General features: G+C 35.9%; 21 protein-coding genes. All 21 read left to right on the top strand.

What is annotated here, in order from left to right; translation table 11 throughout:
• Window positions 1-10: 10 nt before the first annotated feature.
• The 21 genes from DW650_RS05940 to DW650_RS05840 all read left to right on the top strand — a co-directional run bounded on the left by DW650_RS05940 (window position 11) and on the right by DW650_RS05840 (window position 25,268).
• Window positions 11-2,038 carry a hypothetical protein gene (locus DW650_RS05940; protein WP_243102867.1) on the top strand — a complete coding sequence of 676 codons (2,028 nt, stop codon included), beginning with the start codon at window positions 11-13 and terminating at the stop codon, window positions 2,036-2,038.
• A 392-nt stretch (window positions 2,039-2,430) separates the two neighbouring features.
• Entirely contained in the window at window positions 2,431-2,682 is a 252-nt protein-coding gene (locus tag DW650_RS19985; RefSeq protein WP_006856656.1) for a hypothetical protein, read from the top strand.
• A gap of 563 nt (window positions 2,683-3,245) precedes the next feature.
• Complete coding sequence (locus DW650_RS05930; RefSeq protein WP_118209332.1) at window positions 3,246-5,114, top strand: polysaccharide biosynthesis protein; 1,869 nt, start codon at window positions 3,246-3,248, stop codon at window positions 5,112-5,114.
• A 12-nt stretch (window positions 5,115-5,126) separates the two neighbouring features.
• Window positions 5,127-6,407 carry an AAA family ATPase gene (locus DW650_RS05925; protein ID WP_118209331.1) on the top strand — a complete coding sequence of 427 codons (1,281 nt, stop codon included), beginning with the start codon at window positions 5,127-5,129 and terminating at the stop codon, window positions 6,405-6,407.
• Window positions 6,404-7,012, top strand: a complete 609-nt coding sequence (locus tag DW650_RS05920) for a sugar transferase (protein WP_006856652.1) — start codon at window positions 6,404-6,406, stop codon at window positions 7,010-7,012. The genes DW650_RS05925 and DW650_RS05920 overlap by 4 nt, the downstream gene beginning before the upstream one ends.
• A complete protein-coding gene (locus tag DW650_RS05915; RefSeq protein ID WP_118209330.1) occupies window positions 7,009-7,920 on the top strand; it encodes an NAD-dependent epimerase/dehydratase family protein in 912 nt (303 codons plus the stop codon). The genes DW650_RS05920 and DW650_RS05915 overlap by 4 nt, the downstream gene beginning before the upstream one ends.
• A gap of 87 nt (window positions 7,921-8,007) precedes the next feature.
• A complete protein-coding gene (locus DW650_RS05910) occupies window positions 8,008-8,154 on the top strand; it encodes an AAA family ATPase (RefSeq protein ID WP_118209329.1) in 147 nt (48 codons plus the stop codon).
• 112 nt (window positions 8,155-8,266) lie between these two features.
• Entirely contained in the window at window positions 8,267-9,418 is a 1,152-nt protein-coding gene (locus tag DW650_RS05905) for a glycosyltransferase family 4 protein (protein WP_118209328.1), read from the top strand.
• 5 nt (window positions 9,419-9,423) lie between these two features.
• The gene (locus DW650_RS05900; protein WP_118209327.1) at window positions 9,424-10,218 is read left to right on the top strand and encodes a glycosyltransferase family 2 protein; all 795 of its coding nucleotides are present in this window, start codon (window positions 9,424-9,426) and stop codon (window positions 10,216-10,218) included.
• Between the two features lie 96 nt (window positions 10,219-10,314).
• Complete coding sequence (locus tag DW650_RS05895) at window positions 10,315-11,103, top strand: ABC transporter permease (protein ID WP_118209389.1); 789 nt, start codon at window positions 10,315-10,317, stop codon at window positions 11,101-11,103.
• A gap of 4 nt (window positions 11,104-11,107) precedes the next feature.
• Window positions 11,108-11,851 (top strand): ABC transporter ATP-binding protein, encoded by a 744-nt coding sequence (locus DW650_RS05890; protein ID WP_015522036.1) that lies wholly within the window; start codon window positions 11,108-11,110, stop codon window positions 11,849-11,851.
• A gap of 23 nt (window positions 11,852-11,874) precedes the next feature.
• Window positions 11,875-13,704, top strand: a complete 1,830-nt coding sequence (locus DW650_RS05885) for a DUF4422 domain-containing protein (RefSeq protein ID WP_118209326.1) — start codon at window positions 11,875-11,877, stop codon at window positions 13,702-13,704.
• A 16-nt stretch (window positions 13,705-13,720) separates the two neighbouring features.
• On the top strand, window positions 13,721-14,818 hold the full coding sequence (gene glf, locus DW650_RS05880; protein WP_118209325.1) for a UDP-galactopyranose mutase: 1,098 nt from the start codon (window positions 13,721-13,723) through the stop codon (window positions 14,816-14,818).
• A 2-nt stretch (window positions 14,819-14,820) separates the two neighbouring features.
• Window positions 14,821-16,674, top strand: coding sequence for a DUF4422 domain-containing protein (locus tag DW650_RS05875; protein WP_118209324.1), 1,854 nt, complete (start codon window positions 14,821-14,823; stop codon window positions 16,672-16,674).
• A 19-nt stretch (window positions 16,675-16,693) separates the two neighbouring features.
• Window positions 16,694-17,662 carry a glycosyltransferase gene (locus DW650_RS05870; RefSeq protein WP_015559583.1) on the top strand — a complete coding sequence of 323 codons (969 nt, stop codon included), beginning with the start codon at window positions 16,694-16,696 and terminating at the stop codon, window positions 17,660-17,662.
• Window positions 17,659-18,924, top strand: a complete 1,266-nt coding sequence (locus DW650_RS05865) for a glycosyltransferase family 2 protein (RefSeq protein WP_118209323.1) — start codon at window positions 17,659-17,661, stop codon at window positions 18,922-18,924. Before DW650_RS05870 ends, DW650_RS05865 begins: the two co-directional genes overlap by 4 nt.
• Window positions 18,925-18,951: 27 nt before the next feature.
• Window positions 18,952-19,359, top strand: a complete 408-nt coding sequence (locus DW650_RS05860; protein WP_118209322.1) for a hypothetical protein — start codon at window positions 18,952-18,954, stop codon at window positions 19,357-19,359.
• Complete coding sequence (locus DW650_RS05855; RefSeq protein ID WP_158576210.1) at window positions 19,337-21,118, top strand: LTA synthase family protein; 1,782 nt, start codon at window positions 19,337-19,339, stop codon at window positions 21,116-21,118. Before DW650_RS05860 ends, DW650_RS05855 begins: the two co-directional genes overlap by 23 nt.
• A 31-nt stretch (window positions 21,119-21,149) precedes the next feature.
• Window positions 21,150-22,775 carry a hypothetical protein gene (locus DW650_RS05850; RefSeq protein ID WP_118209320.1) on the top strand — a complete coding sequence of 542 codons (1,626 nt, stop codon included), beginning with the start codon at window positions 21,150-21,152 and terminating at the stop codon, window positions 22,773-22,775.
• Between the two features lie 27 nt (window positions 22,776-22,802).
• The gene (locus tag DW650_RS05845) at window positions 22,803-24,710 is read left to right on the top strand and encodes a lysylphosphatidylglycerol synthase transmembrane domain-containing protein (protein WP_118209319.1); all 1,908 of its coding nucleotides are present in this window, start codon (window positions 22,803-22,805) and stop codon (window positions 24,708-24,710) included.
• Window positions 24,711-25,268: an HAD family hydrolase gene (locus DW650_RS05840; protein ID WP_015522045.1), complete on the top strand. Its 558-nt coding sequence runs from the start codon at window positions 24,711-24,713 to the stop codon at window positions 25,266-25,268.
• The last annotated feature ends 14 nt before the right edge of the window (window positions 25,269-25,282 follow it).

Raw genomic sequence — 25,282 nt, 5'->3', positions numbered from 1 at the left:
GGAGAAATTTATGTCAGGAAATACAGATGTTTTGATGAAAACAAAAATATTTTTGGTAAAAATCTGTATATGGATATTATTTTCAATTATTACAGGGATTAGCTGTGCAGCCTGGTATGTAACAGGAGGAAATATAACCCAATTTTATAATAGGGGCGACTCTTTGCAGTTTTATACAGAAAAAATTGTAAACAATCTGCAGAATATATCATTTGAAAATGAAAAATTTATTATACAGGGAGACACTGCACAAATTATTTTTGACAGTTTAAATAAAAATAACCAGTGGAATTACTTGAAAACGGATTTGTATAATATGAACTGTGACTCAATAACTGCACAAATTGTTTTCTATGATCGGACATGGCAAAATGTAGGGGAACAAGAATTGAATTTAATGGAGGGAGAGAATCTATATCAGCTAAATGGAGAGAGTTTTTCAAAAGTGGTATTTTGTTTTGAAAATGAACAAGGAAAAGAATTTTCAATTAATAAATTTGAAATTTCTACAGATAAAATGAAGGATGATGAAAAGCTGCCAGCTGTAAGTGTATTATTTTCAATAATCTGTATGATCATAACAGGAATTTTATATTGGCTGAAAATAAGATATGGCAGAAAAGGTAATTATAAATGGGGAAGGGGATTACAAAGTATTTATATATTGGTGGGAAATGAGATTTGGCGAAAGCTTAGAAATGTACCGGAAAAAATGAGAAATTTTATTAGTATATTTCTTTTTTCGGTGATGTTTATTTTTTTGTCATTTATAAATGTATATGGCCTATTCTTTAAAAAAATGACACATGCATATACAATGTTTGTTTTAATTGGATGTATGTTATTGATAGCTGGATTGAATATACGAAAACCTTTGAAATATCGTAACTGGAATAATTTGTTGGTAATATCTTGGATCGTATTATGGGTACTGACTTGTATTTCGGACTTTATTGTAACAAAAAAAAGTGCGTATTTCTCTTTTTATGGATATTTTATACTGTTCCCGACAGGTTTTCTGTTTTTTGTATGGAATAATCAGGAAAACAGGGAGAAGATGTTGTGGCAATTATTAAAGGCACTGGAAATAACATTTGTATTATGTGTGGTGTATTGCCTGATGTTTCGCCCGGAAACAGATGGATACAGATATAAAGGATTTTATACCAATCCAAATCCATTTGGATTATATATGGCTGTTATGATAGGTGTCTTTTTATGTGAAATAGACTATTACATAAAATGTAAGGAAGTTAAAATTTTAAAGATTCTTCCATATGCCATTGGTTTGACAACAGCATTTTTTTTCCTGAAAAAAACACAAAGCACAACAGCTACTTTAGCAATTCTGTGCGGTGCATTGTGTTGGGGAATAGAAAAGATCCTGAAAAGACACATGAAAAAAACTATGATCGCAGTGATGTGTTTTGTGATATGTTATATTCCCGTTTCAATGGGGTTGCAGTGGGGAATTACCAATATATCAGAGGCAATCGGAACGCAGATTGTATATCCGGTGGATTATGAATATGCATCTGTCAGAGATTTAGATGATTTAACTGGAACCATACATGTTTATGCAGCAGAAAGAGAGGATATGTCCCAAACTTCACAGAGAATCAGACAAAAGTTATTAAATTCGAATTCGATAAATGGTTTATTTTCAGGCAGGCTATACCACTATTCGACGTATCTGAGTCAGATGAATTTGTTTGGTCATACAAAAAGAGCAACTGTTTATGGATCAAATATTAATTCTGCTCATAATGGAGTATTGGCATATGCACATATGTATGGAGTTTATATAATAGTTCCTTATATAATGATGTTTGTTGGATATTTTTCGCGGGCGGTCAGGTATTGTAAAAGTGCGGAAAATAGAAATTATTATGCATGTCTGCCGTTGATCATATATGTTGTATTTTTCTTAGAGAACATGATGGACAATGTAGATATTCCATTCCATTGGATTGTATGGTTTGTGTTTATATTGTTAGGGGGGTTCTTGTTTTCTATGCGGGAGGAAGAGAAAGTGTAGATAACAGCAGAGATTTCGCTTTAAAAAATAAAAGTCCCTGTTCTGCCTGTGAATTCCAGGCAAAGCAGGGGATATCAATTTTGGGTATCAAATTACTGTTTTTTTCTGTATAATCACTCAAAAAGGACACCTTTTATTGTATAATTATGTTATGGAACAAAACATACGAAAGAAGGTGTCCTGAATGAAAAATTAGCATTGAAGAAACTGCTAACTTATATGAAGAGTGTATATAAAATCCCGCAAAAAATCAAGTGTTTAACGGACGAAAGAAAAAGAAAATCTATTCCATTGTTTAACATTGTCATGCCGGTACTGCTTTTTCTGATGCTGCAGTCCGCGACCTTCTCTCCAGAATAAACCCGGATGAAATACGCAGCATACATGAAGAAATGATTGATATCATAAAACGTAACCGGGTATTCCGGGAAGGAACGATAGGCGGAAAAAGGTTGATTGAGCGGCTGAAGAAACGGCATGGACATTTTGCGGATGTGATTGTGGCGGATGCGTTATATCTGAATGCTCCATTTATCAACACTCTGAAGGAAAATGGTCTGGAAGGGTGTCCATATAAACTGCGTGTGGTGCGGTATCATGAGCAGTGGGAAGAAAATGGAAAAGAAAGAGAGCGTTTCATGTGACTTGTAACGACACTGGAAGCGGCAGACTACCGGGTCTTATGGGAAATGATGCACCGCAGGTGGGACATTGAGGAGAATGGTTTCCATCAATTGAAAACGTATTATCACGCAAAGCACTGTTACTGTCGAGATGCGGTTGAAACCATATTTAATCTGATAAGCATAGGCTTTAATGTAAGAGAGTTATATTTGTACCGAAGAAGCCGGAACTTTGCAGGAAGTGGTATAAGCCGAAAGAGCATAAACCGGATTTTTTGCGATGAGCTGCTAACAGAAAAGGTGAAACAGATTTTATATGAAAAAGGTGGATAGAAAATCACCAGAAAAAATATATAGGGAAAAAGCAGGGGGAATTTTGCGCGTATTGACCAGGAATGAAGGGTAACCGCAGATGGAATGCTGATAACTGGATTATTTATAAAAATGCATAGATAAAAAAGTTAAAAGCGAAATCCCTGAGAAAAAAGGGAATCGGTTTACACAAACAGAATAGATATGCTATAATAATGCTGTTATACCCTTGGGTATAACAGCATTTTGAATATAAAGGACAATAACAATAGATGAAACAGTTAATTCAAGATAGACAGTTATTTATGCGCCGTATTTTTTTGATGTGTTATGACATGCTTGCTGTATTTGTTGCGAGTATGTTTGCGCTGATAATACGGTTTGATCTGAACTTTTACAATGTACCGACAGAATATCTGAATGAAGTATGGAGAACACTTCCGTATATGATGGTGATCACATTGATCATCTTCTGGGCACTCCGATTATATTCAAGTCTGTGGAGTTACGCAGGGGCACTTGAAATGATGTATGTTGTTTCGGCATGTATACTGGATGCGATTGTGGTAGCTGCATTGATCCTGGTACGTAACTGGGGAGATATGTTCCCGGTTCCACGAAGCTTTTATATTTTATATGGGTTATTTTTACTTGTGCTGATCATGGGATGCAGATATTCCTATCGTGGACTTAGGGCAATCCGGAATATGCGAAGAGACGGCACATATCGTAGGAATGTACTGGTAATCGGTGCAGGTGAGGCTGGTAATCAGCTGATTAAAGAGATTAACAATAGCCGTTATGTAAAGAAAAAAGTTGTCGGTGTAATTGATGATGATAAGACGAAGATTGGTAATTATATCCATGGAGCAAAGGTGATCGGTGACAGAAGCTGCATCCGGGATAAGGTGTTGGAACTGCATGTGCATGAGATCATTATAGCGATGCCATCAGCCTCCCCGAAACAGATGAAGGGGATTCTTGATATTTGTAAAGAGACCGGCTGCGAATTAAAACGTCTGCCTGGAATCTATCAGCTTGTCAATGGTGAAGTTGGTATCAGCAAATTAAAAGATGTTGATGTAAATGATCTGCTTGGAAGAGAACCGGTCATGGTGAATCTTGAGTCTATCATGGGTTATGTGTCCGGGAAAGTTATCATGGTAACCGGTGGGGGTGGTTCTATCGGAAGTGAGTTGTGCAGACAGATCGCGGGACACAAACCAAAGCAGCTGATTATTTTAGATATTTATGAGAATACCACATATGATATACAGAATGAATTAAAGGTAAAATTCCCGGATCTTGATCTGGTTGTGCTGATCGGTTCTGTGCGGAATACCAATCGAATGAACTGGATTTTTGAGACCTATCATCCGGAGATCATTTACCATGCGGCAGCTCATAAACATGTGCCGTTGATGGAGGAGAGCCCGAATGAAGCAATCAAGAACAATGTCCTTGGCACATGGAAAATCGTGCAGGCTGCAGACCGTTATCATGTAAAACGGTTTGTGATGATCTCTACCGATAAGGCGGTCAATCCGACCAATATCATGGGCGCAAGTAAAAGAATCTGTGAAATGATCATTCAGACTTACAATAAGCGCTCTGAGACGGAATATGTGGCAGTGCGTTTTGGAAATGTACTTGGCAGTAACGGAAGCGTGATCCCTTTATTTAAAAAACAGATCGAACGTGGAGGCCCGGTGACTGTCACAGATCCGAATATCGTGCGCTATTTTATGACAATACCAGAGGCTGTATCCTTAGTATTACAGGCGGGAGCCTATGCAAAAGGCGGAGAGATTTTTGTTCTGGATATGGGAGAACCGGTCAAAATCCTTGATCTAGCCAAAAACCTGATTCTGTTATCCGGTCATAAACCGGATGAAGATATCCAGATCGTGTTTACCGGACTACGTCCTGGGGAAAAATTATACGAAGAGATGCTGATGGATGAAGAAGGACTGCAGGATACCGAGAATAACCTGATCCACATCGGAAAACCGATTGAACTGGATGAAGAGAAGTTTTTGGATCAGCTGGAAAAATTAAAAGAGTATGTTGTGACAGAACCTTCTGATATCAGGGAATGGGTAAAAGAAATTGTGCCGACGTATCAGCCGAAGGAGGAGTAGAAAGGGGAAAGTATGAGACTGGAAATTCAGCATTTTTCCAAAATTAAACAGGCATCTATCAAACTTGACGGAATTACTGTGATTGCCGGTGAAAATAATACGGGAAAGAGTACGATAGGAAAGATTTTGTCATGTATGTTTAATTCCATGTATAAAGTGGATGAAAAAGCTTCACAGAAGAAGAAAGAACAGATAGAGTCACTGCTCCGTTATAACTGGCAGAATAGCTGGTATCATAATTTGAAAAATGATGATCAGAGAGTAACTGTGAATGTGCCTTCCCGAACCAGCAGAAAAAGATATGCAAATGCAGCAGAATTGATTATGGCAGCAGATGAGGAGAGAAAAATAGAAATTATTTCTGAGTTATATGATAATCTCCGAAATGTGATTGATGATGAAAGCAGAGATGCATTGTGCCATGAAGTTTTAGAAAAAGTAAATGGTATATTAAATTTAAAAAATGAGGCTGTGGAGCAGACCTTGATAGCAGACACTTTCGGCAGATATTTTTATGGTCAGATGAATGATCTGTATGAGCCAGAAAGCGAGGCGAAAGCAACATTGCTTATTCAAGGGAAAAAAATACATGTTGGGATAAAACAGAATAGTGAATATATGATAGAAAGAGAAATATCTGTCATGCATGAAGCAATCTCAATTGATTCGCCGGCAATTATGGATTATATGAATTCGTGGGAGTACAGTGATGGGCTGAGTGAACAGGATTTGCACTTGCTTCAGAAATTAAGTGCGAATATACCGGACAATGCGATTGAAAAACTGATGGCAGAAGAAAAAATCAGTGATATACTGAAAATGTTATCTGAGGTAACGATCGGAAAAGTAATAAAAAATGAGGATGGGGATTTTTTTCTGGCAGATGAAGAAATGCATTATTTTGAAATTGGAAATTTATCCATGGGAATCAAGGCATTTACAATTATTCGCACTTTGTTAGAAAAAGGCGAAATCCATGAGAAAGATGTGATGGTGCTAGATGAGCCGGAAATACACCTACATCCGGAATGGCAGCTTATATATGCAGAATTGATCGTATTACTGGAAAAATATCTTCATCTTACGATACTAATCACTACACACAGTCCTTATTTTCTAGAGGCGATTGAAACATATACGAAAAAACATAATGTGGATCATATTACGAATTATTACCTTGCACAGGCAGATGGAAAAGAAACGGTTATGAAAGATGTTACAGAAAATCTGCAGTCTGTGTATCAGTTGTTAGCAAAACCGTTTGAAAAATTAGAAGGGACAGACAGAAAATGACAGGATACCGTTATATAAAACGAATCATAGATATCTTACTCAGCGGGCTTGCGATTATTATATTGTCCCCGCTGCTTTTGATCTTATGCATTGCGATCAAATTAGATTCACCGGGACCAATCTTCTTTACACAAAAGAGAGTCGGCATCCACAAGACATATTTCCAGATTTATAAATTCCGGACCATGCGCACCGATACACCGAAAGATATGCCGACACATATGCTGGCAAATCCGGAACAGTACATTACAAAAACCGGCAGATTTCTTCGTAAGACCAGCCTCGATGAGCTGCCACAGATCTTTAATATTTTTAAGGGGGATATGAGTATCGTAGGTCCTCGCCCGGCACTCTGGAATCAGGATGACCTTGTCGCAGAACGCGACAAATACGGTGCAAATGATGTGACACCGGGATTAACCGGTTGGGCGCAGATCAACGGACGTGACGAACTTGAAATTCCGGTCAAGGCAAAATTAGATGGCGAGTATGTGAAAAAATATGGGTTTACAATGGATGTGCGTTGTTTCTTTGGAACATTTTTAAGTGTATTGAGACAGGATGGTGTCGTTGAAGGCGGAACAGGGAGCATGAAGGGCAAATGAAAAAAGTATTGATTTTAGGTGCCAACAGCTATATTGGCAACTCATTTCAAAAATATATTGGAGAAAATTATAATGACCAGTATGAGGTTCATAAAGTCAGTCTGCGTGGTGAGGCATGGGAAGAGGATGACTGGTCAGGATATGACAGTATTTTAAACGTGACTGGCAAAGCACATGCGGATATTGGCATCCTGACAGAAGAACAAAAACAGGAATATTATGCCGTAAACTGTGATCTGGCATGTGAAGCTGCCCAAAAAGCTGTAAAGGATGGCGTGGGACAATATATTTACCTGAGCAGTGTAATTGTATACGGAGACAGCAGTAATGGCGGAGGGGCAATACATATCACAAAAGATACAAAGCCTGCTCCGTCAAATTTTTATGGGGACAGCAAGTGGCAGGCTGAGCAGAAACTACAGGTACTGTTTGAGGAGCTTAAGGAAGATGATGGAAAAAACAATACTGCACTTGCAATCGTCCGTCCGCCGATGATTTATGGAAAAAACAGCAAAGGTAATTTTAAGATGCTTGTAAAGTTAGCGGATAAGGTACCGGTATTTCCAAATGTAAAAAATGAGCGGAGCATGCTTTATGTGGAGAATCTTGCGGAGTTTTTATATCTTTTGATCGAGAGTCAGAAGTCAGGAGTGTTTCTGCCGCAGAATGCCTCATACGTAACCACGGCACAGATGGTGGCAGCAATTGCTGCAGCAAAAGGGGAAAAAGTACATCTGTGTAACTGGATGAATCCGCTTGTGGCGCTGGCAAAAAAAATGCCTGGAAAGATCGGTGGTATGGCAGGAAAAGCGTTTGGATCTATGGTGATAGAACAGGAACTTAGCAGAGAAAAGATCGATGGATATCAGCGGTTCGGATTGAAGGATAGTGTGGAGAGAAGTGTTTGAGGATGAGAGTTCCGTTTCTTTGCAACAGAATACATTTGTGGCATAATAAATTCTGATAATCGCTTATAACAATGAAAAGGTGGCAGGATGTTAAAAAGATTAACAATCGGTTCCTATCGCGGATTGCGTAATCTGACGATGGAGAATCTTGGTCAGATCAACATTATAATTGGGGAAAATAATTCGGGAAAAACGTCCATATTAGAGGCTATTCAGTTATTTGACTACGCATAGATACTATGATGATTGGGTATCTGAAGTGACATTGAGGGAATGTGAGATGTTAAAACGGCTGGATGAGGCTGTGGGAAAGTTTATTGGGGTATAAAAAGGAGATAAAAACTTCATGTCAGATAAGGTTTTACTGGTGGCTTCTGTAGCATCCATGATACAGCAGTTCAACATGAGAAATATCGATATTTTGTTGCAGATGGGATATCAGGTAGAGGTGGCATGTAATTTTGCAGAGGGAAATACGTGTGCACCAGAACAGATCGATGAATTAAAAATAGAACTGGAATCAAAACAGGTTGTGTGGCATCAGATTGATTTTGCCAGAAATGTATTTAAACTTGGACAAAATGCAAGAGCGTACCGGCAGTTGAAAGAATTATTCAAAAAGAATCAATATCATTTTGTACATTGCCACAGCCCGATCGGCGGGGTGCTTGGCAGACTGGCCGCACATAAATATAAGACGCATGCAATCTATACTGCACATGGGTTTCATTTTTTTAAAGGGGCGCCGGCAAAAAACTGGCTGCTGTTCTATCCGGTGGAAAAATATCTGTCACGATATACAGATGAACTGCTGGTGATCAATCAGGAAGATTATGAGCTTGCAAAAAAGAAATTTCATATGAAGCAGCTTACTTATATTCCGGGTATTGGAGTAAATGTAACACCACACGATATGCCACAGGAAGCAAAGAATAAAAAAAGACAGGAACTTGGTATACCTGAGAGTGCTTTTCTGATCGTACAGGTGGCAGAATTTACAGCAAATAAGAACCAGAGAACTGTCATAAAAGCATTGGAAAAAATGAAAAAAGCTGATATTTATTATGTGATGTGTGGGATTGGACCGGAAAAAGAAGAACTTGAACAGTATGTGAAAGAGCACCATTTAGAAAAAAATGTACAATTTGCCGGATTCCGCAGTGATGTACATGAAATTCTACAGTGTGCGGACTGTTTTGTTTTGTCGTCGTTCAGAGAGGGATTATCCGTTGCATTGATGGAAGCAATGACAGAAGGGCTTCCTGTTGTGTGCAGCAGAATCAGAGGAAATGTTGATCTGATCGAAGAGGGTGTGGGAGGCTATCTGGTGGCACCGGGAGAAGAAAGTGAGTACAGAATAGCATTTACAAAATTATATGAGATGAAAAAAAATGAACCACAGAAATTTGAAAAAATGGGACAGGCGAATCAGTGCAAAATAAAAGAGTTTAGCAAAGAAAATGTGGATGAAATCATGAAGAAAGTATATCAGGTGTGAGCAATATGTTCAGTGTTATTATTCCGGCATATAATAGTGAAAAAACGATAGAAAAGACATTGGATTCGTTGCAGAATCAGACAAAACCAGAACTGATTCAGGAAGTGATCATAATTAATGACGGATCTACAGACGGTACGAAAGATAAGGTGGAGCAGTATAAAAGCCGTCAAGATTGTATTTTGAACATTATTTTATATAATCAGCGAAATACAGGTGTGGCGGCTGCAAGAAATGCAGGAATCCGTATGGCAACAGCAGATTATCTGGCATTCCTGGATTCAGATGATTGCTGGGTGCCTGAAAAATTGGAAATGCAGGAGAAAGTTTTTAAGAAAAATCCCAGGATTGATCTGCTGTGTGGAGGAATGGAAGAAGGACCTCTTAAAATTTTATTTCATAAAGATCATGTACTACATCACTTATCACTGAAAGAATACTGCACAAAAAGCGTTATATTTACTTCAACAGTTGTGATTCGTCGATCAAGAGTAAAGGATGCAGGATATTTTGATGAGTCCATGCAGTACTGTGAAGATATGAATTATTATCAGCGATTTTTTGAATGGGATCAGGTGTATTATTTGCCTGAGAAGCTGGTTGATTATGGCATTGGAAGAAAATATTATGGGCAGAGTGGATTGTCGTCTCATTTGAAAGAGATGCATTGTGGGCGAAAAAGAAATTTTCAGATATTGAGAAGAAAAAAAAAGATTTCTTTTACATTTTATATTGTGATGATTGTATTTGGTGAAATTAAGTTTTTGAGACGCAAGATGATTATAAACAGACAAAAGTAAATGTAAAGGCAACTATTGGAATTTAAAATAAGTTATGTTATAATATAGCAGTTTTATATGAAAAATATAGGAAGAAAAGAGGAATCAGAGCGAGTAATGAATAAAATGAAAACAAGATGTCAGGTGTTGTATAATTACAGATATCTGATCAAACAGCTGGTAACGAAAGATATAAAGTTAAAGTATAGAAGAAGTTTTCTGGGATATGTATGGAGCGTATTAAATCCATTAATGGTTATGGTCGTTATGTATTTAGTATTTTCCAAAATGTTCCGTTTTAATATAGACAATTATTCTGCATATCTTATCATTGGACAGACGTTGTTTACATTTATGACAGAAGCAACAAATCAGGCGATCTTTTCCATTACAGGAAATGGACCATTATTGAAAAAGGTTTATGTTCCTAAATATGTGTTTACCTTATCTAAGGTTACGAGTTCTTTGGTCAACTTAGTCTTTTCTCTGGGAGCTATGATTATTGTATTTGTTATTACTAAGGTACAGTTCTCATGGGCAATGCTGTTTTTTCCGGTTATTTTAATGGAAGTATATATTTTCAGCCTTGGTCTTGGCTTGTTTTTGGCGGAGGCAGCTGTATTCTTCAGAGATATACAGTATATTTATAATGTACTGACAACGGCATGGATGTATTTGACACCTATTTTCTATCCGATGGAACAGTTACCGGAATCAGTGCAGAAAGCAATTAAAATTTTTAATCCTATGTATCAGTATATCACACAGTTCCGTACGATATCACTTCATCAGACATTACCGGCTGCAGGAGATGTGGTATACGGATTTGCGATAGCATTTGTCTTTCTGATTGTTGGATCATGGGCATTTATAAGAAAACAGGACGATTTTATTTTATATATCTAGGAGAATGAAGATGGATGACAAGAATATTGTTATTGATGTGTCGGATGTAACAGTGCGTTTTAACCGTGCATCACAGCAGGTCAATAATTTAAAAGAATATGTAATAAAAATGGTAAAAAAAGAACTGATGTTTCAGGAATTCCTTGCCCTACAGAATGTAAGCCTTCAGGTTCGGAAAGGGGAAGCATGGGGAATCGTAGGAACGAATGGTTCCGGAAAATCCACATTGTTAAAGCTGATCTGTGGTATCTTAAAACCGTATAAGGGCAGTGTGAGCCTTTCGGGAACGATCGCACCTCTGATTGAGTTGGGAGCCGGATTTGACGGTGAACTGACTGCCCGCGAGAATGTTCTGCTGAATGGAACACTGTTGGGGTACTCAGAGAGTTTTATGAAAGAGCAGTTTGAGGAAATCATTGATTTTGCTGAATTATGGGATTTTCTGGATATGCCGATCAAGAATTACTCTTCCGGTATGGCGGCAAGACTTGGATTTGCTGTGGCAACGATGGTTCAGCCGGATATCCTGATCTGTGACGAGGTATTATCCGTAGGAGATTATAAGTTTCAGGAAAAATGCGAAAAACGTATGAAACATATGTTAGAAACAGGAACAACATTATTATATGTGTCACATTCTATAACATCTGTACAGAATTTATGTGATCATGCATTGTGGCTTGACAAAGGACATGTGAAAATGTGTGGTGATGCTGATACAATTTGTGATGCATATATGAATTTCTAAACGAAGAATGATAAGAGGATTCTATGAGTGAGATAAAATTATTTGTAACCCATACGCCAAATCGCAATACAGTGAGAATAGAGCATCCACTGATGTATAATGTAATAGCGGGAAGTGCCTTTCTGACTCAGTCAGTTCCGGAAGGAATGCTTTTGGATAATGAGGGGGACAATATTTCATTTAAGAACAAATCTTATTGTGAACTGACGACACAATATTGGGCGTGGAAAAATCAAACTGCAGATTATTATGGTTTTTGCCATTACCGCAGATATTTTTCCTTTTCCAAAGTGAATCTGCAGGAAGCTGATTGTGGCTGCCTGATTTACCCGGTTTTGAGTGAAAACGTGAAACAGGAACTTTGTATGGATGAAGCATCCATGAGACAGACGATTGAGCAGTATGATTTTCTGATTGCAAAAGGGATTCCGGTAAATGCATTACAGGCGAAGTCTGTGTATCAGCATTATAAGAATGCACCGGAACTCCATATAGAAGATTTAGATCTTTTTCTTTCTATTATTCGTGAAAAATATCCCGAACTGAATGACGTGGCTGAAAAATATGTGCATGGGAAAATCTTTTACCCATGCAATATGTTTATTATGAATAAAGAATTATTCTTTCAGTATTCTAAGATGCTGTTTGATATTCTGGATGAATTTGAACAGAGATGTGATATGAGCAGATATTCCAGAGAAGGTTTGCGCACACCGGGGCATTTAGGGGAACGCATGACGGGAATCTTTTTTGAATATCTGAAACAAAAAGGCGGATATCGTCTGGGACAGCTGCAGATGGCACAGATTGAACAAAATGAAGGTACTTCAAAAATCAGTGTGTCAGAAGACGATGAAATACCGGTTGTGTTAGCTGCCAATCAAGGATATGTTCCAATTTTATATACATGTCTGCAGTCGATTGCAGACCATATATCGGAACAAAGAGATTATAAAATATATATTTTTCATACTGATATTGAGCCGGAAAGCCAAAATGAAATAAGAAAACTTAAAAAGAAAAATTTCGATGTTTCTTTTGTTAATGTAAGGAGCCGGGTGGCTGGATATCAGTTAAAAGCGAAAGAACATATTTCCACGGAAACATTTTATCGTTTTCTGATTCTTGATATTTTAAAGATGTATCCGAAAGTGGTATACTTGGATTGTGACATGATCATCCGGCGTGATATCGCAGAGCTATATGATGTTAAACTCGGTGATAATATGTTGGCAGCAGTGATTGATCCGGATTTCGCAGGACAATGTAACGGAGCGAATGCTGACACACTTGCTTATTGCAGAGACGTCTTAAAATTAAAGGATCCTCTTGCTTATTTTCAGGCTGGTGTATTAGTGTTCCATATGGGGCAAATAGCAGATAAGATTAGTGTTCAAAAATTATTTGAAATGTCAGATACTGGAATTTACAAATATTCCGACCAGGATATTTTGAATATCGTATGTGAGGGTAAAGTTACTTATCTGAATATGCAGTGGAATGTTTTGACAGACTGTAATAAATATCGCTGGCAGCATGTGATCAAATCGGCACCTTATTATGTTATGGATGCTTATGAGAATGCCAGAAAGGATCCATATATCATCCATTATGCAGGTGCGGCAAAGCCCTGGAAAAATCCAAAAGATGATTTTGCAAAGGAATTCTGGAAGGTGGCACGCAGGACGCCTTATTATGAAGAGTTAATTTATGATCTGTGTGGGCAGGAAAAAAGAAAAGGTAATCCGGGAACGGCTGTGGTAAATGTGATGAGAAAAACGGCGAAAAAGATTTTACCACAGGGAAGCTGGATACGGCGGACAGTCGGAAATTTATATTGGAAATTAAAATAAACAGGAGAAAAAAGTTATGATGTATGATTATCTGATTGTAGGAAGTGGACTTTATGGAGCGGTTTTTGCCTGTGAAATGAAAAAGAGAGGGAAAAAGTGTCTGGTTATTGATAAGAGAAACCATATTGGTGGAAATATCTACTGTGAAAAGATAGATGACATTAATGTACATAAATATGGCGCACATATTTTCCATACTTCAAATAAAAAAGTGTGGGAATACATTAACCAGTTTGCAGAGTTTAATAATTATATTAACTCACCGATTGCAAGATATAAAGATGAATTATACAACCTTCCGTTTAATATGAATACATTCAGCAAAATGTGGGGGATTGTTACACCACAGGAAGCAAAAGACATCATTCAGTTACAGATCGCAGATTTAAATATTACGGAACCGAAAAACCTCGAAGAACAGGCATTATCCCTTGTCGGACGTGATGTCTATGAAAAACTGATCAAGGGATATACGGAAAAACAGTGGGGAAGAGACTGCAAAGACCTGCCGGCTTTTATCATCAAACGTCTGCCGTTACGTTTTACTTATGACAACAATTATTTTAATGACCGCTATCAGGGAATCCCGATCGGTGGATACACAGCCATCATTGAAAAAATGTTAGAGGGAACAGAGATATTACTTAATACAGATTATAAAGAGTTTACTGCAAAGAACGGACAGGTCGCAGATAAAGTTCTGTATACAGGAATGATCGATGAATATTATGACTATAAACTGGGTGTCTTAGAGTATCGTTCCGTCCGGTTTGAGCAGGAACGTTATGAGATGGAAAATTATCAGGGAAATGCTGTCGTGAATTACACAGACAGAGAAGTTCCATATACGAGAATCATCGAACATAAACATTTTGAATATGGAAAACAGCCTGTTACAATTATTTCCAAAGAGTACTCGAGTGAGTGGCATAAGGGAGATGAACCTTATTATCCGGTAAATAACGAGAAAAATAATTCACTTTATGAAAAATACCGCCAGCTTGCCGAGAGTGAGAACAATGTCATTTTTGGCGGAAGACTTGGTAATTATAAATATTATGATATGGACAAAGTGATCGAAGCGGCATTAGATAAAATTGAGGAGTTAAAATAAAAATGAGTGATATTAAGATTTTTGTGACACATACCCCAAACCGTGATACGATGCGTGTTAATAATTCGTTATTTTATAATGTGATTGCAGGAAGTGATTTTCAGACGAAAGAAGTACCGGAAGGTGTGTATCAGGATAATCAAGGGGACAATATTTCGTCTTTGAATAAATCATATTGTGAACTTACAACTCAGTACTGGGCATGGAAAAACATGCAGGCAGATTACTATGGATTTTGCCATTACCGACGATTTTTCTCTTTTAGTGAAAAAAAGATCAAAGAGACATCATGGGGAACGATTGAATATGATTTCCTGGATCAGAAGGCAATGGATGAACTGGCATTGCATGAAAAAGCAGTGCAGGATTATATTGAAAAGTATGATTTCTTGATTGCCAAAGGTGTACCTACTTCTGATATGAATGCAAAGAGCGTTTATGAGCATTATAAAAAGGCACCGGAGTTACATATCGAGGATGCAGAGTTATTTTTAAAAATCATAGATGAAAAGTATTCATATCTGAGTGAGACAGCCAGAGAACTTTTTGAAGGTCATACGTTTTATCCATGCAACATGTTTATTGCCAAAAAAGAACTTTTTGAGGATTATTCGAAAATTCTTTTTGATGTGTTAGAAGAATTTGAAAAGCGTGCGGATATGAGCGAGTATTCCAGAGAGGGATACCGCACGACTGGTCATTTAGGAGAAAGATTGGCGGGTATCTATTATATGTACCTGAAAAAACAGGGAAAGTACCGCCTGGGAGAGTTGCAGATTGCATTGATTCACAATGCAGATGCAGAGACAGAAGTTACACAGGCAACAGATGGGGATGTAGTACCGGTAGTACTTGCAGCAAACCAGAAATATGTTCCGATTTTATATACCTGTGCACAGTCGATCGTGGAACATACAAGTCATGACCGGAAGTATGAGATTTATGTATTCCATACAGATATCAATGCTGACAGCCAGAAAATGTTTACGGACAGATTGAATAGAGCGAATGTGAGATTTATTTTCGTGAATGTGAGCAGCAGGGTCGCCGGCTACGTCTTGCAGGCAAAGCAGCACATTACAACAGAAACATTTTACCGTTTCCTGATCCTTGATATTCTAAAGGTATATCCGAAAGTAGTATATCTGGATTGTGATATGATCATCTGTCATGATGTAGCAGAACTTTACGATACAGATATGGGAAACAGTCTGATTGCGGGTGCACTTGATCCTGATTTTGCAGGACAGTGTAATATGAAAAATTCAGAAATGCGTCAGTATTGTAAAAATACACTGGGACTCGAAAATCCGTTTGTATATTTTCAGGCGGGAGTACTTGTGTTTAATGTTACAGAGATGAGTAAAGTTGTGACAGTGGACAAACTACTCGAAATGTCGGATACAGGAATTTACCGTTTTTCAGATCAGGATATTCTGAATGTGGTATGTAAAGACAGGGTAACTTATCTGGATATGAAATGGAATATGATCTTTGACTGTGATCATTTCCGCTGGCAGAAAGTGATTAAATACGCACCGTATTATATTTTGGATGCCTATGAAAATGCGAGAAAAGATCCATATATTATTCATTATGCCGGATTTTTGAAGCCGTGGATGAAACCGGATGAAGATTTTGGATATGTATTCTGGGACATGGCGAGAAAAACACCATATTATGAGCAAATTTTAAGTGGAATGCAGCATCAGGGCGGCGGTCAGAATGTGACAGTAGATACAGTAATTGAAGCAAGAGCATTTAAGAGAACCAGAAAGCTGCTGATGAAAATATTTCCACAGGGAAGTGGAATTCGAAGAACGTTAGGGAAGATGTATTGGAGAATTTTTGGATAAATAGTGGAGTAGTATGAAAATGGAAGAAGGAAAAATTAGTGTTATTGTTCCGATTTATAAGGTAGAGAATTATTTAAATCGTTGTGTAGAGTCAATTCGAAAGCAGACATACCGTAATTTGGAAATCATACTTGTAGATGATGGATCACCGGATGCATGTGGGGAGATGTGTGACAGGTATGCGCAGGAAGATTCGCGGATTCGGGTGATCCATAAGGAAAATGGTGGATTATCAGATGCACGGAATGCAGGCATTGAGGTGGCTGCCGGAGAGTACATAGCTTTTATTGACAGTGATGACTGGATAGATGATAAGATGTATGAGGTATTATATCATACTTTATTGAAATATGATGCTGATATTGCAGAATGCAGCTATCGAAATCTATATGCGGACTGTATTGTTGAAGAAACAGCCTGTACCGGAAATGTGGTAGAAGGCGATAATATTTTTGCGTTGGAGGCAATGCTTGACTGGCATTACTTTAAACCCAATGCGTGGAATAAGCTTTATAAGCGTAGTGTGATTGCGGATGTCAGATATCCGAAAGGCAAACTTCATGAAGATGAATATACGACCTATAAATATATGTATAATGCCAGAAAGTTAGTATATATAGATTTTTCATTTTATAACTATGACAGAAGACGAACAGACAGTATTACAGGTGAAAAATTCAGAGAGGCAAATCTTGATGCTTGCTGGGCATTTCGTGAGAGAGTAGATTTTTTTGAAAAGCATGGGATAAAGTCATTAGAAAGGAAAATGAATGATATTTATTGCTGGATTCTTTTAGACCGGATTTATCAGTGCTATCGTCAGCAGGTGAATGGACCGAAAGTAAAAGCACTTGTAGAACAGGCAAGGAAAGACGTGGACTATTTGCAACAGCATGATGTTGATCCGTGGTATATTGAGGAATTTAAACTTTTGTCAAAAGGGCTTGAGAAGTATGGTATGGCAAGGAGTGTGCGTGAAAGAAAATGAAAAATGAGAAGGTCAGTATTATTGTTCCAGTGTATAATGCAGAACAATATCTTGGGTATACGATCACATCGATACTGAAACAGACATATAAAAATATAGAAATTATTTTGGTTAATGATGGATCGAAGGATGATTCACTTATCATATGCCAGAACTATGCTGCAATTGATGACAGAGTTAAAGTTCTGGATGTCCCAAATGGTGGAGTCAGCAATGCGCGAAACTGTGGAATTGAGTCGGCGACAGGAGAGTATATCCAGTTTGTTGATTCAGATGATGTGATAACAGAAAATATGACGGAACGACTGGTAGATACAATGCATATCTATGAAGCTGATATGGTAGTCTGTGGAATGCGTTATATGGTATTAGAAGGAAACAGACCTGTCAGTTCCAATGACTGGCTGCCACAGTATCTTGGAAAAGAATGTGTACTTTCGAGAGAAAAGTTTCTGGGTGATTTTTCAAGAATATTATTGTATACTGTGCTGCTTGAAGGACCATGTAATAAATTATATAAACGGGAATATTTTGACAAGTACGGATTGTGTTTTCCACTTGATAAGGAACTGGGAGAAGATTTTTTACTGAACTTACAATATTTTTCCCGATTAAAAAGAATTGTATTTATTTCAGACGTTCTCTATTACTATCTGCAATGGGGAAAAAATTCACTGACAACATGTTACAGAAGCAAAATGTTTGACAATCAGGTTTCTTTGCTGCAGGAATATGAAAAATTTTTACGTGTGCAATGTGTGTGGAAAGATGAGAATATTACCTTTTTTTACCAGTATGCTGTGGGACATGTAGTTCGTTGTATGAATATGTTGTTTGATTCCAGAAATGATGGAGAAGATGGTCAGATTAAGGCGGAACTATTTCGGATATTAGATAATGATTCAGTTATTACATGGATTGAAAATGCTGAATGGATTCCGGAAGGCTATGAATGGCTGAAAGATTGTGTGAAAAATGTTGATGTCGGATTTGCATTTGACAGATTAATGGATATGAGCAGGCAGAAAAGTGTGCCTGATGTTGTGGTTCAGGAGACGAGGCAGGTATATTATCCGGGGAAAGCGAATCAGAAAATGGGTCAGATACTGCGGCGTGTAAACAGTGTTTTAGATAATGAGAGAATTGCCAAAACGATTGAGAGTTTAGAGCAGGATGGCATTAAAACGACAATCTCAAAAGTGGGAATAAGCTGCCGCTATCGGATGTCGAAAGCCATATTTGGCGAAGATGAGAATAAATAAAACCAATGATATGGAGGTAAATATTTTATGAAGAACAGCGAATTGGAACAGAGATTAAAAGAATGTAATTATAGATTATCTAAAATGGATGAAAGAATAAAAAGACTGGAAGAAGAGAATGAGCAGCTGAGACAAAATAAAGAAGTGGAAGCTGTAAAGCCGGAAGCTGTAAAGCCGGAAGCTATAAAACCAGAAGCTGAAAAATTTCCAATGTCGTCAGAAGAAGTAGATAGATTGAATAACAGAATAAAGGCGTTAAGTGATGAACTGTATGAGTATATAGGAAATCAGATCAGACAGCAGGCTTCTTATACGGATGAAAATAAAGAGCATTTAGAGAAGAGAATCAAGGGACTTAGTGATGAGTTATATGAATATATTGGAGAGCAGATTCAGAGACAGAAAGAATTTATTGAAACAAATTTATGCAGATAAAAAATGGTATGTGAGTATTTTTCCATGTTTAATTTCAATATTTGGATGGATTCAGTTGGAATTAAGCTGCAGTTGGGATGATAAACAGTCTTTTTGGAATATGTCCGGCAAATATATAGGACTTAATATACTGACAATATTGGTTATAAATTTAATATTGTTAATGATTTGTAATAGGATATGGCTGTCCACTCTTTTAGGAGAGATTTTATGTTGTGTCTTATCAATAATTAATTATTTTGTGATAAAATTTCATGGATTACCATTTTCTATAATGGAAATAAAAAATACAAAAGCTGCTATAGATGTAATGCAGGGATATGATATAAAAATAAATGCTTGTATTAGTATAATACTCGTAATTTTTGCTGTTAGTTTTGTATTGATTTTATTTGTAAAAAAAGAGGAAAAAAACAGTGTTAAAACCAAAAAAAATATTTTTAAGCGTGATGCTATCATTGTTTTGGCTGCAGTGTGTGTTTTTTATTTTGGATATTTTTCTGCAAATCCTGTCAAACCTAAAAAAACAATTGGATGGTCATGGAAAGAAGCTTATTTTCAATATGGATATACGGCATGTTCTATAGAAATGATTATTTCGACACGAAATGTCGTTAATAAACCAGAAGGATATTCATTAGAAAAAGTTGAGAATATAAATATAGAAGAGAATGAACAACAAAGAGTGAATCAAACACCGGATGTTATTCTAATATTAAATGAGACATTTTATGATTTAAAAATGATAACAGATATAGAGACTGATCATGAGTATATGTCTGGAATCAAATCTTTAGATAATAGTGTTCATGGATATGCAGTTGTTCCATTACCAGGAGGCGGAACAAATTGCTCGGAATATGAGTTCTTGACGAGTAACTCGTTACAATTAATGCCTGGAGTAACACCATTTAATGTTCTTGATTTAAAAAATGCAAATACTGTAGTTTCTCATATGAAAAATTTAGGATATAGGACATTAGGAGCACATGGTTCAGGTGCGCTTAGTTATTCTCGTAATCGGGCGTATCCAGACATTGGGTTTGATAGAATATATTTTATGGAAGATTTTGAAAATATTGAATATTATGGGGAACGTTGGTATGCAACAGATTTAAGTTTATATAACAATATGATCAACTGGTATGATAATAATAGTGAAGATCCTCAATTTATGTATTTATTAACAATGCAGAATCATGGTGGTTGGGATATGAATAATCCAGAAAAAGACACTGTTCATGTATTAAATGATTATGGTGAGTATACAGATCAAATTAATGAGTATCTAACAAGTATCAAATTATCAGATGAGGCATTTATGTATTTAGTAAATTATTTTAAAACAATAGACAGACCAGTTGTAATTTGTATGGTAGGAGATCATTCACCGGCATTTGCTAAGGACATTGTGGATAAAAAGTATGAAAATGATAAAAAAATAAGGTTGAGAGAAACTCCATTTATAATATGGTCTAATCAAAAAATAGATGAAACAACTCAGGAAACAATAAGTATGAATTATTTAGTTCCGCTCATTTTTGAAAAGATGGGAATAAAAGAGTCTTCATATTATACATATATGAACCAATTGAGAGAAGATATTCCAATATTAACATCCTATGGTGATTATTATGATTCAAAGGGAAATGAATATTCGTATGATGAAGAATCAGTTTATACAGATAGAGTTAACAATTATTTTTATTTAGAGTATAATAATTTAAATAAAAAACAGATAAAGGAAATATTTGAATAAAAATACAGATATAGGAACGAGGAGTATACAAATGAAATTAGAAAAAAAGGCTTTAGGAATATCACTATATCTTTTTATAGCATCTTTTTTTTCAGAAAGATTATGGTTTAATTCCGATCATTTAAATCTTCATAATAGTATATATATAATAACCAAAGTAATGCTGTTATTTACGTTGATTATATTAGGACAGGTATTATATAAAGGAATTATTAGGGTTTTGCAAAAAGATGAAAATGCTGTTTTTTTCGCAAAAGTCTTTTTTGTTTATTTTATACTTCTCATAACAGTTCTATTATTGATTTGGCCTGGAATTTGGCGTTGGGATGAATTTTGGATGATTGATGGCAGTAAATGGTTTTATGTTGCGGCAGCGCAAAATTTTTTGATGTCTTTTTTTTACATTTGCTGTTTGAGTATTTTACCTTTTCCGGCAGGAATAATTATTATACAGTTACTTTGTGTTTCAGGAATGGTAGCATATTTTGTGGTCAATATATATAAGTGGATAATAAAGGATAAAAAAATAGCATCTTTAACGCTTATTCCGTTTCTTTTGTTCCCAGTTATAGATAGTAATTTATATCCATTAAGATGTACCTTGTATGCCTTTGTTGAATTAACATTATTGTCAATGATATTATTTAAGGTAATTGAATTTCAGAAGGAGCAAGAAAAAAAAGTTTCGAATATATTTATTTTTGTTTATATTATATTTAGTATAATTTTGTCAGTCATGAGAACAGAGGGAAAATATTATATCATTTTAGCTCCAGTACTTTATATATGGTTTTTAGGAAAGTATTCAAATTCAAGACAAAAATTAGCTGTTGTATGTGTTGTTCTTATATGTTCATTGGCAGGAAATAATTATCAAAATAAAATAATGCAAGAACAGATTGGAGATAGAAATACAATCGTATCTACACTTAATTATTTACAATATATTTTAAAGGATGATAACTTAAAAAATCAAGAAACAGAAATGCTTGATAATGTAAATAAGGTTGTGGCAATAGAAGTGTTAGAACAATATGGTCCCAATTCTGTATGGGATTCAACGAAAAATTTAATTCGTAAAGATGATTATAGTAGAGATGATTATAGTAACTTCATGAAAACATATGCAAAATTGGTATTCAAACATCCAATTGAATTTATGAAAGTACAGGTTCCTATCTTTTTTAAAGCAAATGCAATTAGTTTAGATTATCAAAATCAGTTTATTAAAGAAACCGAAAACTTATTTGATGAGAATTCACAAGATTATACTCAAGATATTGTAGTGTTATTTAGGGATGATTATTTTTCAAGGGCTTGCTTTAGCAACATAAGGAAAAAGATAATACAAATTCTGGAATTTAAGGCAAGCATATTTTCGAATACACCGTTAGAAATTTTTCGGATACTTGGTTATAATTCGATACCAGCAATTTTGTGTTTAGTAGGTTTTTTTATTTGGTTTATTAAACAAAAAAGGATTAAGGCAGCATTTTTGTTTATTGTACCATTAATAAAACTCCCGTTAATTGTTGCAACAGCTCCGGATAGTTTTTTTATGTATTATTTTTCGATATATTTAATTGGACAATGTGTATTATTTGTGATTTTAATCAAAAAAGTTATATATGATAAAGCATCAAGATTACAGAAATAAGATGTGAAAAGACAGGAGAAAGGAAAAATGTTAATTATTGCAATTGTTCTGGTTTGTTTGGCCCATTTTATCCGAACGCTAAGATGGGAGCTTTTCGTAAAAACATATGAAAAACCAAATACGAAAAATTTATTACAGTCTTTGTCAATTGGATATTTTATCAATTCATTTATTCCATTCAAGGCGGGGGATTTAGTCAGAGCCTGGATTTCAGGAAGAAAAATGAAGAATGGGAGAGGGTTTGCACTGGCAACCGTTATTGTAGACCGCTATTTAGACATTTTGGTTGTAGGTATTCTGTTTGCGATTTTTTCAGCTTTTAATTTAGACAGTGCAGATTCGGTCTGGTTTTATATGTTTTTGGCAGTCGGCGTTTTAGCAGTTACTTTACTGGTATACATATTACGTGGGTATGTAAAAAAAATATTGAAAAATATTGCGGGCATTTTCAATGCAAGAATTGAAATACGTTTGTTGAGATTTTTCTGGTCGTTGATCTGGAGTTTTAAAGATATTTTTAAAAAGATATCAAAGACCCAGTTATTATTGGAAACATTAGGAATGTGGATTTTGTACCTTACGTCTTATTATTGTTTTGCTGCATTTTTAAGCCACCAGGGATCTAATATGAACTGGCTGGATGTATTTTACATGCTATTTACAAAGAACAGTATTCATGTTGGAAGTCTCGGAGCAATAACGGTTACGCAGGGAATGTTGAATACGCAGATGATATGGACTGGCATTTATTTATTTGCTCCGATTGTGATATTATTTGTCATTTCCCTGTGTTTGAAGTCTAAAAATGATGGAAGTGTAGATTCGGAAGAATCGTATTTGAATTTGATACCGCAATTGGATGAGGATGAACGACGGAACTTTTTGGAAACCTATTTTTCAAATGAGCGGCGTGAGTATATAGAGAGTTATCTGAAGATCAATCAAAATATATTGATTATTCGTGACTATTCTGCAGGTTCTAATGCGACGACAATGCTTTGTATGAATAATGGAAAAAATTTCTTCCGTAAATATGCATTTGGCGCAGATGGAGATAAGTTATATCAGCAGATTGAGTGGCTGCAGCGTTTTAAGGATATTATACCTTTGCCGGATATTATGCAGTATCAAAAGCAGGATACTTTCTGTTACTACGATATGCCATATGACAGTCAGGCAGTTGGATTGTTTGATTATGCACATTCTATGCCAAAAGAAAATGCGTGGAAATTTATAAAAAAAGCGACGGAATGTCTGGAAAATTCTTTATACAAAGTAAATCAAAGACCGGCAGATAAAGCAACCATTGATGAATATATTAAGTCTAAAGTAAATAAAAACCTGGATAAAATTATGAATGCAAAATATTTGAAGCGTCTTATGGAGTATGATGATATCATCATTAATGGACGAAGTTTTCATAATTTGCCATATTATTTACAATATCTGTCAGAAGAACATTTATCTGATATTTTTAAAAATGATACATATTCAGAGATTCATGGTGATCTCACGATTGAGAATATTATCTGTACAAGAAATGCAGATGGAGAGGATGATTTTTATATCATAGATCCGAATACCGGAAATGTGCATGATTCTTCAAATCTTGATTATGGAAAACTGTTGCAGTCGATACATGGTGGTTATGAATTTTTGATGGCAACAAAGAATGTGAGCATTGAAAGAAATCGAATTAATTTTGTATTTACTAAATCAGAGGCATATACATATTTATATGATATGTTGGACAAGTATATGCGGGAACATTTTGCAAAAGAACGCGTAAAGAGTATTTATTATCATGAGATCATACACTGGCTGAGATTAATGCCTTATAAAATTGAAAAAAATGGAAAAAGGGTATTGCTGTTTTATGCCGGAATGCTTATGGTAATGAATGATGTTATCAATAATTTTGAAGAGGAAAAATAGATGAAGACACGACTGGCACTATTTGATCTGGATGGAACATTATATGATACGAGAAGAGTCAATTTTCTTTCATATCAAAAAGCATTAGAACAGTTTGGATATACGATGGATTATGAGTATTTTGCAAATCAGTGTAATGGGAGACATTATAAAACATTTCTTCCAGAGATTATGCAGAGTGAGACCCATATGGAAGAAGTGCATGAATTAAAAAAGAAATATTATGGTGATTTTCTTTCAGAAACAGTGGAAAACAAACACTTATTTGAGATTATCAATGCAATCCGTAACGAGTATTATATTGTTCTGGTTACGACTGCTTCGAGAAAAAACAGTGAGGATATATTAAAATATCATAATCGTCTTGATGAGTTTGATCTTATTATTTCGCAGGAAGATGTAAAAAAGAAAAAACCGGATCCGGAAGGATTTTGTAAGGCCATGGATTATTATCAGATTTTGAAAGAAGATACAATTATTTTTGAAGATTCGGATGTGGGAATAGAGGCAGCAGAGAAAAGTGGGGCAACAGTTTTTGTAGTCAGGGGCTTTGCTTAACAGGGAAAAAGAGT

Source organism: Roseburia sp. AM23-20, assembly GCF_003470905.1.
In the GTDB taxonomy this organism is placed as follows: domain Bacteria; phylum Bacillota; class Clostridia; order Lachnospirales; family Lachnospiraceae; genus Roseburia; species Roseburia rectibacter.
Note: the sequence above shows the minus strand (reverse complement) of the source record. Positions and strands in the feature narration are given on the sequence as shown.

Coding starts and splice junctions, on each gene's coding strand:
- DW650_RS05940 (WP_243102867.1), top strand. CDS start 11: ATGTCAGGAAATACAGATGTTTTGATGAAAACAAAAATATTTTTGGTA.
- DW650_RS19985 (WP_006856656.1), top strand. CDS start 2,431: ATGATTGATATCATAAAACGTAACCGGGTATTCCGGGAAGGAACGATA.
- DW650_RS05930 (WP_118209332.1), top strand. CDS start 3,246: ATGAAACAGTTAATTCAAGATAGACAGTTATTTATGCGCCGTATTTTT.
- DW650_RS05925 (WP_118209331.1), top strand. CDS start 5,127: ATGAGACTGGAAATTCAGCATTTTTCCAAAATTAAACAGGCATCTATC.
- DW650_RS05920 (WP_006856652.1), top strand. CDS start 6,404: ATGACAGGATACCGTTATATAAAACGAATCATAGATATCTTACTCAGC.
- DW650_RS05915 (WP_118209330.1), top strand. CDS start 7,009: ATGAAAAAAGTATTGATTTTAGGTGCCAACAGCTATATTGGCAACTCA.
- DW650_RS05910 (WP_118209329.1), top strand. CDS start 8,008: ATGTTAAAAAGATTAACAATCGGTTCCTATCGCGGATTGCGTAATCTG.
- DW650_RS05905 (WP_118209328.1), top strand. CDS start 8,267: ATGTCAGATAAGGTTTTACTGGTGGCTTCTGTAGCATCCATGATACAG.
- DW650_RS05900 (WP_118209327.1), top strand. CDS start 9,424: ATGTTCAGTGTTATTATTCCGGCATATAATAGTGAAAAAACGATAGAA.
- DW650_RS05895 (WP_118209389.1), top strand. CDS start 10,315: ATGAATAAAATGAAAACAAGATGTCAGGTGTTGTATAATTACAGATAT.
- DW650_RS05890 (WP_015522036.1), top strand. CDS start 11,108: ATGAAGATGGATGACAAGAATATTGTTATTGATGTGTCGGATGTAACA.
- DW650_RS05885 (WP_118209326.1), top strand. CDS start 11,875: ATGAGTGAGATAAAATTATTTGTAACCCATACGCCAAATCGCAATACA.
- glf (WP_118209325.1), top strand. CDS start 13,721: ATGATGTATGATTATCTGATTGTAGGAAGTGGACTTTATGGAGCGGTT.
- DW650_RS05875 (WP_118209324.1), top strand. CDS start 14,821: ATGAGTGATATTAAGATTTTTGTGACACATACCCCAAACCGTGATACG.
- DW650_RS05870 (WP_015559583.1), top strand. CDS start 16,694: ATGGAAGAAGGAAAAATTAGTGTTATTGTTCCGATTTATAAGGTAGAG.
- DW650_RS05865 (WP_118209323.1), top strand. CDS start 17,659: ATGAAAAATGAGAAGGTCAGTATTATTGTTCCAGTGTATAATGCAGAA.
- DW650_RS05860 (WP_118209322.1), top strand. CDS start 18,952: ATGAAGAACAGCGAATTGGAACAGAGATTAAAAGAATGTAATTATAGA.
- DW650_RS05850 (WP_118209320.1), top strand. CDS start 21,150: ATGAAATTAGAAAAAAAGGCTTTAGGAATATCACTATATCTTTTTATA.
- DW650_RS05845 (WP_118209319.1), top strand. CDS start 22,803: ATGTTAATTATTGCAATTGTTCTGGTTTGTTTGGCCCATTTTATCCGA.
- DW650_RS05840 (WP_015522045.1), top strand. CDS start 24,711: ATGAAGACACGACTGGCACTATTTGATCTGGATGGAACATTATATGAT.